The 12,421-nt window shown below is 68.8% G+C and carries 12 protein-coding genes; 2 read left to right on the forward strand and 10 right to left on the reverse strand.

Annotated elements, in window-relative coordinates; translation table 11 throughout:
- Window positions 1-79 precede the first annotated feature (79 nt).
- Both N5875_RS12470 and N5875_RS12475 read right to left on the reverse strand, forming a co-directional pair.
- A complete protein-coding gene (locus N5875_RS12470) occupies window positions 80-1,090 on the reverse strand; it encodes a quinone oxidoreductase (protein ID WP_338493606.1) in 1,011 nt (336 codons plus the stop codon).
- 107 nt (window positions 1,091-1,197) lie between these two features.
- On the reverse strand, window positions 1,198-1,515 hold the full coding sequence (locus tag N5875_RS12475) for an Imm51 family immunity protein (RefSeq protein WP_338493609.1): 318 nt from the start codon (window positions 1,513-1,515) through the stop codon (window positions 1,198-1,200).
- Window positions 1,516-2,472: 957 nt separating this feature from the next.
- Here N5875_RS12475 and N5875_RS12480 point away from each other — a divergent pair.
- Together N5875_RS12480 and N5875_RS12485 are read left to right on the forward strand one after the other, a co-directional pair.
- The gene (locus N5875_RS12480; protein WP_318207897.1) at window positions 2,473-2,958 is read left to right on the forward strand and encodes a hypothetical protein; all 486 of its coding nucleotides are present in this window, start codon (window positions 2,473-2,475) and stop codon (window positions 2,956-2,958) included.
- Between the two features lie 1,020 nt (window positions 2,959-3,978).
- Entirely contained in the window at window positions 3,979-4,734 is a 756-nt protein-coding gene (locus N5875_RS12485) for a restriction endonuclease (RefSeq protein WP_338493612.1), read from the forward strand.
- 414 nt (window positions 4,735-5,148) lie between these two features.
- On the opposite strand, the gene N5875_RS12490 is transcribed toward N5875_RS12485, so the two are convergent.
- The 8 genes from N5875_RS12490 to N5875_RS12525 all read right to left on the reverse strand — a co-directional run bounded on the left by N5875_RS12490 (window position 5,149) and on the right by N5875_RS12525 (window position 12,384).
- Window positions 5,149-6,243, reverse strand: coding sequence for a beta family protein (locus tag N5875_RS12490; RefSeq protein WP_338493615.1), 1,095 nt, complete (start codon window positions 6,241-6,243; stop codon window positions 5,149-5,151).
- Window positions 6,244-6,505: 262 nt separating this feature from the next.
- Complete coding sequence (locus N5875_RS12495) at window positions 6,506-7,159, reverse strand: 4'-phosphopantetheinyl transferase superfamily protein (RefSeq protein WP_338493618.1); 654 nt, start codon at window positions 7,157-7,159, stop codon at window positions 6,506-6,508.
- 17 nt (window positions 7,160-7,176) lie between these two features.
- Window positions 7,177-7,575, reverse strand: coding sequence for a PPOX class F420-dependent oxidoreductase (locus tag N5875_RS12500; protein WP_338493621.1), 399 nt, complete (start codon window positions 7,573-7,575; stop codon window positions 7,177-7,179).
- Window positions 7,575-8,537, reverse strand: coding sequence for an ACP S-malonyltransferase (locus N5875_RS12505; RefSeq protein ID WP_338493623.1), 963 nt, complete (start codon window positions 8,535-8,537; stop codon window positions 7,575-7,577). The genes N5875_RS12500 and N5875_RS12505 overlap by 1 nt, the downstream gene beginning before the upstream one ends.
- Before the next feature lie 27 nt (window positions 8,538-8,564).
- Window positions 8,565-9,032 (reverse strand): hypothetical protein, encoded by a 468-nt coding sequence (locus N5875_RS12510; protein ID WP_318207903.1) that lies wholly within the window; start codon window positions 9,030-9,032, stop codon window positions 8,565-8,567.
- Window positions 9,029-9,409 carry a hypothetical protein gene (locus N5875_RS12515; RefSeq protein ID WP_318207904.1) on the reverse strand — a complete coding sequence of 127 codons (381 nt, stop codon included), beginning with the start codon at window positions 9,407-9,409 and terminating at the stop codon, window positions 9,029-9,031. The genes N5875_RS12510 and N5875_RS12515 overlap by 4 nt, the downstream gene beginning before the upstream one ends.
- Window positions 9,406-10,938 carry an MFS transporter gene (locus N5875_RS12520; RefSeq protein WP_318207905.1) on the reverse strand — a complete coding sequence of 511 codons (1,533 nt, stop codon included), beginning with the start codon at window positions 10,936-10,938 and terminating at the stop codon, window positions 9,406-9,408. Before N5875_RS12520 ends, N5875_RS12515 begins: the two co-directional genes overlap by 4 nt.
- A 168-nt stretch (window positions 10,939-11,106) precedes the next feature.
- Window positions 11,107-12,384 carry a hypothetical protein gene (locus N5875_RS12525; RefSeq protein ID WP_338493629.1) on the reverse strand — a complete coding sequence of 426 codons (1,278 nt, stop codon included), beginning with the start codon at window positions 12,382-12,384 and terminating at the stop codon, window positions 11,107-11,109.
- Between the last annotated feature and the right edge of the window lie 37 nt (window positions 12,385-12,421).

The raw sequence follows: 12,421 nt of genomic DNA on the forward strand, positions 1-12,421 counted from the left end.
TGTCAGGGATCTTGGCGATGACGGTCGGTCATGCCCTCGACATCTCAGTCTCCAAGATCCCCGACCTCGTCACCCGCGATCAGCTCTGCGTCTCCTCGCGGCGTCCAATAGCAGCCGCATCGGGTATGACGAGCAGCTTGCCGGTGGTACGCCGAGCCTCCAGATCGCTGTGGGCCTGGGCGGCCTCGGACAATGCGTAGCGGCCCGTTACGGTGACCTCAAGCGCCTTGGAACGGACCCACTCGAACACATCGGCGGCCCGTCGGAGCAGTTCGGACCGATCGGCGATGAAGTCCCCGAGACTGGGCCGGATCAGGGTCAGCGAACCGCCGTGGGCGAGCCGAATCGGATCAAACGGCGGCACGGCACCACTTGCCGCGCCGAAGAGCACGAGATGGCCGCGGGGTCGCAGGCTGGCGAGGCTCGCATCGAAGGTGTGCGCGCCGACGCCGTCGAAGACAACCGGCAGTCCCTGACCGCCGTTGAGCCGCCTCACCTCGGCTGCGAGATCGTCGACTGCGGAGGAAAGGATCACCTCAGCGGCCCCGGCACGCTTCGCCAGCTCGGCCTTCGCCGTGGTCGACGTCGTGCCGATCACGCTGCCGCCGAGATGGGTGATGAGCTGGGTCAGAAGCAGCCCCATGCCGCCAGCAGCCGCATGCACGAGCACCGTGTCGCCCCCCTGAACCGGGTAGGCGTCCTTGACGAGATAGTGCGCGGTCATGCCTTGGAGGAGCACGGCGGCGGCTGTCTCGAAGCCGATATCGTCGGGCAGCGGCACCAGCCGGGAGGAGTCCACGACGGCCCGCTCGGCATACGTGCCGGGAATCTCCACCCAACCGACCCGGTCCCCGATTGCGACGTCAGCGACGCCGGGTCCAACTTCGACGACCGTGCCGGCGCCCTCAGCGCCCGGGGTGAAGGGCAGCGGGAGGCTGTACCGGCCTTCGCGGTGGTAGACGTCGAGGAAGTTGACCCCGGATGCGGCGACCTCCACGATCGCCTCGCCCGGACCCGGCCGCGGCTGGTCCACCTTGGCCTCCTGCAGCACCTCGGGACCGCCCACTTCGTACACCTGTATCGCTCGCATGACCCTCCAATATCGGCTCACCCCCCACCAACCCCGTTGATGGCGATCCGATTCCCGGCAGGCAAACCACCCGAAAGCCGCGTCCCCAACCCAACGAGGCAATACGCCTAGTCGTCGAACTCGAAGCCCGGCGTTGTCGCGCGATCAATGATGTCGCTGGCTGCGCCAGGGCTCGTGATGACGGATTCAAGGGCTTCCTTGAGTCGTGTGAGGTCGCCCAGACTGCCGACCGCGCAGAACATGCCGGCCTCGCTGTCGAAGTCGAGACTCTCGGCAAGGTCCGGCCAGGCGAACTGCACGAGACCTTCCCAGAAGCAGCCGTTCGGCTCATGCCCGGCGGCAGCTACTGCAGCACCGACAGGCAGACCACCGGCATTCAACGTCAGCGAGTGCTCACCGTCGAAGTCATGCAGGTTGATAGTCACAGCGCGCTGATCCCACCCTCTACTGCACGGGTTTCCCGTTGCGTCGAACCGACTGTCCGCGTCCGTCCCTGCGCCAAGCACTGGTGGGTGTGGCCGACGCAGCTGTTGCAGATTTCTCTACCTCATCAAGGCACCCGCCGCGCACGGCGCGGCGCGCGCGGCCCGTCGCACAGGCCTGCGCTCCTGTCTACGCCCCGCTCCAGCCCGGCCGCCGTCCGCACGCCTGACGGCTCGGGTTTATGGGCGGGATGAACCACGACGCGGCCGGGACGAGTGCGCGAGGGGCCAGCCCGGACGATGCCTCCGGCGAGGGCGCTCAGGCTCCGGGATGGAGGGGGTCCGTGGGCTACTGCCGGCAGCGTCGTGGTGGAGGCAGGGGCTCCCATCCCGTCTGCCATCGACCCAGGCAGAGCCGAGCAGGCGCGGGTCGACGGCAGACGGGATGGGAGCTGGGTGAGTGGTCGGCGAGGCCAGCGACCGGCTCCCTCGCGTGAGTCCAGGCCACGCGAACCTGAAACGGATTTGTCCATTACAAGTGGCGACCTCAGGGCGACTCCGAATATGCCCAGAGTCTTCAGCGGGTCGAATCGATAGCCAAAGATGCGAAGAGCCTAGTCGCCCACCTTGAGGAAGTCTCGAACCAAATACTCTTCGCTGGTCGGCGCACCGCATTGCAAGAGAAAGTGAGGGAGATGTGCGTCGACAAGTCAACCGGCGGAGACGGGGTGGCCGGTACGGCTTGAGCCCCCACGTGGTAGCACTCCTATGAGGTGTCGCTCCTGAGGTGTGTTGGCGACGAACGAGACCATGAGCGGAGCTTGAGGCGGGCGAAGTCTGGGCCGTCCCTGAGCCGTGCGAGGGGGCTCAGGGCAAGATGGGGTGTTTCTCGCCAACAAGGTGATGGCGCCCATGTGACAGGGATGCTCGTCCCAGGTCCGAAACGGGAACGATGGGGCCATGACCAACGACCAGAAGGCAGCACAGCAGTTGGCCGGCCAGGCCCGCGAGGTGGGGCGGGTGTCCGGGCGGGAGCGGTGGCGCGACGTGTTGCAGTGGGTGAGCCGAGGGCGGTTCGGGCGACAGCGCGGGTGGGTGGCCGTGCCCAAGTTAGACACGCCTTGGCAGGACACCGTCTCCGGGGAACGGCAAGGCTGGCGTGAGCGTGCAGCCAATCTGGACGGCGAGTTCGCATTCAGCGTTGACTACCAGGTCTGCCCCCACTGCCAGCTTGGGTGGGTCGAGCAGCCTTACACCCTGCCGGAGTACCAGCGATGCGGTCTGGCCTCCGCCGGTCTCGCGGCGCTGCGGATCGAGCACCCAGGCCTGTCCTGGCACACCTTGGGTGGGCACCTCCACGATTCCAAGGCATTCTGGGCGGCCGTAGGAACCAATGTGCCCGGCAAGTACCAACAGCGCAGCCTTTGTTCCCACATCGCTGTCTAGTGAGGTGCAACAGAGCCTTCGCGAGCTGCGGCCTATTCGTGGACCGACAAGGCTTGGCCACCCGCTCATAGGTCACTGACCTGCACAGACGCCTCAGGCGCACAGGGCCTCCGGAGCCGTGTGCGCAGGTTCGAATCCTGCCGGGGGCACTTCGCAGGAAGTGCCAGACAGACCCCGTGATCAGCGGAAACGCTGAGAACGGGGTCTTGTTGTATGTGCGGGCGTGGGTCGGGGTGAGCGGCCGTGTGACAGGGGTCGCGGACTGGTCGCGGACTGGTCGCGGACAGGATCTCGCGGCATCGGCGACGCAGGTCCGTCCGGGCAGCGACGGCCCCCGGACAGGTGCAGGGGCCTTGAGGGCAGATGGCGGCTCACCCTCTGACCTCGCGCACCAAGGTGTTGGTCGGTCTCGTCGCTGAGTTCCAGCTCGTGGGGGAGCCCGAAGTGGCTCAGGAGCCGACCCAGGTCGTCGAGGCGGGCGGGGTCGACGACGCCGTTGAGCAGGACCTTCGAGCCGTCGATCGGATGGATCTCCATCTGGCACCAGCTGGTCTCCAGCTCGTAGCCGTACCAGGACGACGAACGAGAGCTCCAGCCTGCTCCGACGAAGCGAGCGGCCACGACAGAGGCGTCAGGGCAACCGTGCAACACACCGCACACGTTGTCGCTCAGGTCGAGCCACTGCCGATCGAGCTCCAGGCCCTCATCGGATACGTCCACACCCGGAGTATGCGGCGGCTGATCCACCACGATCACTCGTACCGCGGTCGTCGTGGCTCTCACCCTGTGGAGCCGGCATGCCCGTGACCTCAGTCGTGTCAGTGGTAGCCACTACCGTGGCGAGGATCGTCAGGTGTGTGCTGCCAAGGGGAGCCTGTGGAGAGTCGGTTTCGCTTCGGCCAGGTCCATCGCCCGCGCCAGGCGCGCAACAGGCGATGCGATGACCGCTCATTTGCTCCGATTGCTTCACGAAAGGGGACCTGGTTGTCGAGCCGGCCGAGATATCCACACGGCAAGGTCATGGGTTGGAAGCTGGGCCTGATCATACTGGGTTCCCTCGGACTCCCACTGCTCAATAACTGGGCAAGCGGACTACCACTTGCCTCGGCGGACACCGGAAGCGGATTCATGCGAATCCAGGACATCTCCGCTTCAGTGGCCCTAGGGCTCATCCTCGCGTTGCCCGTCGAGATGCTCGCTCAGTCTTCCCACCGGCGTCAGTTGAGGCGTCACGAGGAAGAGATCGGAAGACTTCGAGACGAGAATCGCAAGATGCAACTGCTGATTCTCCACGAGAGGCAGAGGAGGAGGGAGGCGTGGATCAGCGGGCTTGAATCAAGCCGTCTTGCCAGGAAGGTGGAATACAGTCCCTCCATCACCGAGATCGACGAATCCTCGCCAGCCGAGTTCGAGTACCTCATTCGGAGGTTGATGGAGCGAGACGGCCTCAAGGCCGAGGTCATCGGCGGTAGAGGCGACCAGGCAGTCGACGTCCTGGCGGAAAACGCTGCCGGCCGGTCGATCGCAGTACAGTGCAAGCACACGACCCGCGGCCGTAAAGTCGACTCCAAGGTTCTCTATCAAATAAATGGAACCTCCCAGGCCGTCTACGGTGCGAACGAATCGATGGTCGTCACCAACGGATCATTTACGCGCGACGCCGCGGACTGGGGCGCCAAACACGGCATCCAGTTGATCGACCGTGAGGTCCTGGCCAGATGGTCGGAGGATGCGGATCACTTGTATCAAGTTGCAGATCTCGAACTTCCGCTTTGAACGGCCAGCACTCCTACGTGAGATCGCGGCCTGGGCCGGGAGGCGAAGCCGCAGGTGGGAACGCAGAAACGCAGAAGGCCCCGGGACCGGTTCCCAGGGGACTCGCGTGGGGTGCCCGGTCGGCCGGCGGGGGACCAGGCGCGCACCTCGTCATCGGTCAACGGACGCATGAACGGACCGTCGTCCGTGTCCGTGGCATCGATCATGTGGGGGAAGTCCAGCACCGTGGCCGTGCCGCCGGTGAAGGTGTACTCGTGCCATGCCGGATCCCGCCACAACTCCTCGATGGATCGGCCTTCGAAGCCGTGACCCTCACAAGGCACCGACAGCGCTGCTCCCTTGACCACTCGTACCGCCCACTGTGCTTCGGGGCGAAGAGGTGGGACCTGACGGGCCGGCAGTGCATCGGCGCCCTCAGGGGTGCCCGAAGGTGGCCAGGTTGGCTGACACCACTGCCAGGTGGTGCGAGGTTGCCCAGGCTCGCCATTGCGTTCCGCCTCCGGCCTTGGGTCTTTGGCGATTCGCGCACTCCTTCAGTCGGGCGTCGCCCCACGACGTTCGCGCGCCTGTGGTCGGCCAGTGAGGTGAGTCGACCAAGTCGGCGCTCAGTACGAAGAAGTCGTCATTGCCTGAGCGGACTCGCGGATAGACGAAGACCTGCCATGCATCCGCTGTCGTGTAGCGCATGTTGGGGTCCGGAGTCCCACGGGACTTCACAGGCATCCGCGGATGCGTCACTCCGAAGTCTCCGAAGTCCGGGGATTTCCCGCGGTGTCCATTGAGGACCCGTCGCCAGAGCTGTGCGTCTCTCCGGGCCACCGGCGTTGCTCGGCCCCTCGGGAAGCCCGTCAGGTTGACCGGGAAGGCGCCGGCAGCGACGCACTCGTGGCGCCAGTCCCATGAGGTGAGAGCCTCCAGGGCGAAGACGGCGCGGTCGGCAAGCCGATCCCTTTCGATCTCCGAGTCGACAGGACCGGCATCGATGAGGAGGCCGACTTCCTCCGGTTCGAGGCGTAAAGCCTTGAAGAGTCCTCTGATCTCGGCGCGATCGGGAAGGCGCTGAGGAGAGTCCAGCGCAACAGACACCCGTAAGCAGGCACCACGCTGATGCTCAGCTGCCGCCCGTGCCGCCTCGACGAGGACGTCTCCTTCGTCTGTGTGCCGGACGACCGGGCACATGGCTACACCACGGAGGCCGAGGGACTCGCTCAGGCGGGCCATGGGACCACCGGCGTCGCCCTTGAGGACTCGTGTTGTCGGTAGGGCTCCGCTGTCGACGGTCAGGACCGTGCCCTGGGGCACCGCGTCCATCGCACGGTCACAGAAGGTCTCCAGGACATCCCGGACGTCCGGGTCGGGGACCAGCTCCATGACAGGGCGGATGCACGAGCGGACCGCCGGCGTGACATGCCCGAGAGCCGAGAACTCCCCCGCCTTGCCCTTGAGTATCGGAACGTAGGCCAACGGCTTCCCCCAGCGCACTCGGCACCAAGCCCATGGATGTCTCACTCACGCCCACCAGAGTCTGACGAGAACTCATCGACTCGAAAAGGGGCATAAACCAGCCGTAAGTCTCATTCTTGACCTGCTGGGACAGCTCAGGTCGTACACCCACCTGCGGGTCGGTGGGGGCAACACCGTGTCACCCCGGCTGTACTTCCACGACGACGGGCCGGGCACGGACTCGTGTACCTCGTGTACCTGGGATGCGTCGGCCCGCATCCGGACGACACGCAGACCTGACGTCGGCGCGTGGCGGCGGACTTCGTCGTCAGTGGCCGAGAACGGCGGCCGTCAGGGCGATGTTGTGGGCGACGTGCCAGCGGCCGGGGAGGGTGGGGATGCGGCGGCCTGCTACTTCGAGGCCCGGGACCAGCAGGCGGGCGGTGAAGTGGCCGTTGGGGTGGAGGGTGATGTCGGCTTCGTCGAAGTCCAGCCACTTCCGGGTCAGCGGGTACCACACCTTGTAGACCGACTCCTTGGCGCTGAACAGGAGTCGGTCCCAGTGGGTCGAGGGGTGGGTGCGGGCGAGGTGGGCGAGGCGTTCGCGTTCGGCGGGGAGGGTCACGTACTCCAGTACTCCCGGCCGCAGCGGTCCGTGCGGCTCGGCGTCGATGCCCAGACCCGTCAGGGCGGTGGCGGGTGCGGCCACCGCCCCGCGGTAGCCGGCGCAGTGCGTCATGCTGCCGACGAGTCCGTCCGGCCACAACGGCTCGCCCTTCGGGCCCGGCAGGATCGGTGCGGCAGGTGTGCCGAGTTCCGCCATGGCCTGCCGGGCGCAGAGCCGGACCGTATGGAAGGAGTCGCGGCGGCCGGCCGCCGCACGGGCCACCACCGCCTCCTCCTCCGGATAGGGAGTGACCGGCTCCAGGTCGTCGAACCGCTCGGCGCAGGCGACCGAGGCCGGCAGGATCTCGGCGAGCATGTCTCGTCCTCGGGGGGTCACTGGCAGGAGACCGCCTCCGGCCGGACGACCAGACGGACCCGGGTACGGACGTCCGGCGGCAGCTGTCCGCCGAGCTCCCGGCCGTACCGGGCGGCCAGGCGCTGGAAGAACTCGCCCTCGGCGTCCGGCACGACCCGGTCCACGCGGCCCCGGACCTCCAGGTAGCGGTACGGCTGTTCCGGGTCGTTGATCGACACGGAGACCCGGGCGTCCCGCTGGATGTTGGCGTACTTGACCCGGGCGGTGGACGTGGTGAACGACAGTTCGCCGTCCTCCCACAGCACCCACATGGGGTTGACCTGCGGGGCGCCGTCCGCCCGGAGGGTGCCGACATGGCAGTAGAGCGGCCGGGTGAGCAGGTCCTCATGACTGCCCGGCACCACTGATCGGGTCATCAGGCACCACTGCGGGCGAGAGCGGGTACGCCGTCCAGGTCGTCCGCCGCGCGCAGTGCCACGGCGCGCATCCACGGGCGGGCCCGCTCGGCGAGCTTCGTCAGCGGTCCCGCGGGCGCCAGTTCGATGTGCAGCGTCTCCGTGGAGGAGTACGCGGCGATCGCCTGCGCGCACAGGTCCCATCGGACCGCCGACGTGAGCTGCGTGACCAGTCGCTGCCGGAGGTCGTCCGGCCCGGCCACGAGCGCGCCGTCCCCGTTGCCCAGCATCGCCGAGTCCGGTGTCCGCCACGACACCTGGGCCACGGCCTGGGCGAACGACTCCTGGGCCGGGGCCATCGCCTCGGTGTGGAAGGCCCCGGCCACCTCGAGACGGACCACGCGCATGCCACGCGGCGGGGTCGTGGCGAAGTCCTCGGCGGCGGTGAGGGGACCGGCCGCCACGAACTGGTGACTGCCGTTCCAGTTGGCCACGGCCAGTCCCCCGGCGTGGATCGCGTCGACGATCGACTCGTCCGGTGCGCCGTCCCTCTTGGACGGCATGCACGCCACCATGCCGGTCGGGGCCGCCGCACACGCCGCCGACATGGCCTTCCCGCGGGCCCGGGCCAGGACGATCGCCGCCGTCGGTGAGAGGTAGCCGGCACCGGCGGCCGCGGCCAGCTCACCGACGGAGTGTCCGGCGTACAGCACCCGGCCGGGGGCCGGTTCCAGCCGGGCCCGCAGCCGCTCCAGGGACAGCAGCGCCGCCGCGGTGATCAGCGGCTGCGCGACGGCCGTGTCGCTCATCGCGACGCCGTCCCGGCCGGCGGCGAGCAGGTCGAGCCCGGCGGCATCGGACCACTCGGCGAGCAGGTCCTGTGCGTGCAGATCCTGTGCGTGCGGTGCCTCCGTCAGCCAGGAGTCGAGCATCCCCGGGCGGTGCGAGCCCTGTCCCGGCACCGTGATCACGTAGTCGTACATGGTGTCTCGCTTTCTTTGGAAGGCAGGTCAGTCGTCGCTGCTCGCCGCGGCGAGGGAGTCCGAGGGCCGGCTGAGGGTGATCGCGCGCTCCACGGTGAGCACGGTCTGTCCGTCGCCGGTCCGGGAGACACCGGAGAACACGGCGGTGTCCTCGTGCGTGTCGAGCAGTTCCACCGAGTGCACGAGGAGTTCGCCCGCCCGCACCGACCCTTCGAAGCGCAGGTTGCGTGCCGACCCGAACACGAGGAGCCGGTCGTTCCCCTCGTCCCCGGCGTCGAGCGCGACCAGCAGCCCGCAGGCCTGGAGGAAGGACTCGAGCACCAGGGTCGAGGGGAGCCGGGCGGGTCGCGCCGATCCGGCGTGGCCGCCGAGTTCGTGCTGGGACACGGCCTTCACCGCGGTCAGCGCACCGGGCCGATGGGCCAGGATCCGGTCGACGTGCAGCGCCGGGTGACCGTACGGCAGCAGGTCGGCCGGGTCCGGGTACTCGCTCATGAGGCGGACCTCCAGGTCGCGGCGATCCGGGCGCACCGCCGGCCGTCGACGGTGCAGGTCGTCGTGGTCGACAGCAGCGGGCGCGTGCCGGTGACGCGCGTGTCGAACAGCACCTCGTCCCCGGCCAGTACGGGCAGGCTGAACCGGGCCGACTCGACGGAGACCAGTTCGATCCCTCCGAGTACGCCGTCCAGATGGAGTTCGAGCATCTGCTGCACGCCCTCGATCAGGAACACCCCGGGGTAGACCGTCAGCGAGGGGAAGTGGCCGGACAGGTACGGGTCGTCGGCGCTGACCTTCTTGCGCCCGACGAATCCGCCGTCCTTCGTCTCGATGCCGTCGACCGCGGTGAGGGGCAGCTGTCGGGTGGCGGTCATCGCCGGTCGTCCTGTCGGCGGAGCAGCAGGAGCACGGCCACCACCGACACCGCGGCGAGCACCACCGAGATCCACATCACCTGGTGGAACGCCGAGGCGTGGGCCGACGCCAGGGCGTCGGCCTGGTCCGGGTACTGCTCGAAGAGCCGCTTGACGTCACCGGCGGCGAGTTCGTCGGCCGCGGTGGCGGAGTCCAGGCCCGCGGGCAGGGACGCCGCCGAGAGCTGCGTATGGACGAAGGACGCGACCAGGGCGACGACCACCACCGAGGCGAGGGATTCCGCGGCGAGGCGGATGGTGTTGAACATCCCCGCCGCCATCCCCGCCGAGGTGTTCGGTACGGAGCCGACCGCGGCACCGTCCATGACGCCGTTGAGGACGCCGACACCGGCTCCGGTCACGATCAGCGGGACGGCCAGCACCCACAGGGCGCTGTCGCCCTCGGCGAAGGTCAGGCCGAACGCGCCGACGCCGATCAGCGCGAGGCCGCCGGCCAGGATCAGCCTCAGCGGTACGCCCGCGGCGCTCAGCCTGCCGGACACCATCGGGACCAGGAAGATCGGCACGGTCAGCAGCAGGATCCGCAGACCGGCCGCCCCGTTGCCCAGTCCGCCCACGCTGAAGAGGAAGGCGGGCAGCAGCAGGAGCAGACCGATGAAGCCGAACGCGAACTCGATGTTGACCAGGTTCACCGTCAGGAACTGCCGGTCGGAGAAGAGGCTCAGTTCGAACATCGGGTTGCTCGTGCGTCGTTCGTGGGCGACGAACAGGACGAAGGCCAGCACCGCACCCGCGAACAGGGCGATGGTGCGCACGTCAGCCCACCCCGACTGCGGGCCCTCGATCGTGCCGATCGTGAGCAGCAGCAGCGCGACGGTGAACAGGCCCGCTCCCAGGAAGTCGAACCGGCTGCCACCCCGGTTGCGCGACTCGGGCAGCAGGAGGGAGCCGAGCAGCCCCAGCGCCACGATCACGGCGTGGAAGCCGAACACCGCACGCCAGTCCAGGAGTTGCGCGATCACGCCGCTGATCGTGGGCCCGAGCGCGAGCCCGGCGCCGATCACCACGCCGACGAGACCGAAGGCCTTGGCCCGGGCCGGGCCGTCGAACGCGTTGGCCACGATGGCCGTCATCGACGTCACGATGGCGCCGGCGCCGATTCCGGCGACGGCCCTGGCCACGTCGATCACCAGCGTGTCCTGGGCCAGGATGGTGGCCAGCAGGGAGACCAGGTACATCCCGGCACCGAGGCGGAAGACCCGGCGCCTGCCGTACCGGTCGGCGAGTACGCCGGTGGCCAGCATGGTGCTCGCCGCGGCCACGTTGTAGGCGTTGACCACCCATTGGAGCGGGGCGAGGCCGCCGCCGAGATCGGTGCCGATTCCGGGCAGCAGCAGCGGCGTGCCGCTGACGCCGAGGGGGACGATGACGACTGCCACCGCGGCCACCGCGAGCACCAGCCATGCCGGGCTGCGGCGCGCGGGGGTTTCGTCGGCGCCCGTGTGGAGGACGGACTCCGTGCTGGTCACTGGGGGACCCCTGTCTGTGAGTACTGGCTTACGCGGCGGGCGAACCCGCGAACGAGGCATGGCCTACGCGGCGGGCGAGCCCGCGAACGAGGCATGGCCTACACGGCGGGCGAACCCGCGAACGAGGCATGGCCTACGCGGCGGGCGAGCCCGCGAACGAGGCGTGGCTTACGCGGTCAGCGAGCCCGCGAACGAGGCGATGGCGCGGACGAGGGAGTTGGCGGGCAGGTCGGCGAAGAGGACGTCGTGGTGGCTCAGTGCCTTGTCCTCGACGAGGTCGAGGCGGCTGATGGCCGACAACTGGGCGAGTTCCTTCGCGGCGTCGAGCGAGGAGCCGTTGGTGAACGCGGAGGCGTAGGCCAGCACCGGCACGTCGATCTCCGCGGCGTGCAGCCCGCGCAGGCCGAGCAGCTCGGTGATCTCGTTCTGCCGCAGCGAGTCCGCGGCGATGAGGTCGAGCAGCGTGCGGTTCAGGGTGTGCCACTGGAACGCACCGGCGCCGAGCGAGTGGGCGTGCGCGACGACACCGAGCCGGGTCGGCCCGTCCTGCACCCAGTTCCCGCCGTCGAAGTGCCCGGCCGTCACCCCGTAACCCGGCTTGGCGTTGCCCAGGTTGACCAGGGCGGCGAAGACCTCGTGGTTGGTCGCCCCGGCCGGCACGGGGTACCGCGCGGGCAGGTGGGCGGCCAGCGGCGAGACGGCGGTCGGCTGCTCCAGGAGCGCCCTGGCGGCCAGCTTGTAGAACTGCGCGGCGGACTCCGGCGGCCCGTCGAAGCCGAGGGTGGCCGAGGTCGAGGTCTCGGTTTCGAACACACCGCCCGCCCGGATGCCGCCCAGCCAGCCGCGTGCCGTGTCGAGGTCGATGCCGAACTCCATGCCCGCGCCGCGGAAGGCGTTCAGGGCACCGCCGTCGACGAGGACCAGACCGTCGATGCTCCGGTGGCCGCCGACCCCGTCGAAGTCCCAGGACGCGTAGTGCACGGCCTCGGCGGCGCCCACGGAGTGCCCGCCGAGCAGGACCTTGCGCCCGCCCTCGGCGGCGGCCGCGACGGCCACCCGGATGTCGTCGACCAGGACCTGCAGACCCCACTCGGCGTACGCGGCGAAGTTCGCCGGCTCGGGGCTCCGGTAGCGGCCTTCGAGGTAGTAGGCGAGGGCCTCGTCGAGCGGCGCGTCGGCCCGGGAGGTGTCGGTGAGGAACACCTCGCGCCGGTCCATCGCCCAGAACTGCACGCCGGGGGTGACCGCGGCGACGGTCCGGCCGAGGGCGGTGAAGCCGGCGGCCGCGCCCTCCTTGCCGCCGAGGAACAGCATGACGGTCGAGGCGTCGGGGTCGCCGATCTTCAGCAGACCGATCGAGGCGTCCGTGCCGCTGCTGTCCGGCACCGGAAGAGTCACGTACTCCTCGCGCCACGGGTAGTACGAGGTCGTCCGGGCTGCGTTCATGGTGTGTGGTGCCTTTCGCTGGGTTCGGGGTTCTGCG

Source organism: Streptomyces sp. SJL17-4, from assembly GCF_036826855.1.
In the GTDB taxonomy this organism is placed as follows: Bacteria; Actinomycetota; Actinomycetes; order Streptomycetales; family Streptomycetaceae; genus Streptomyces.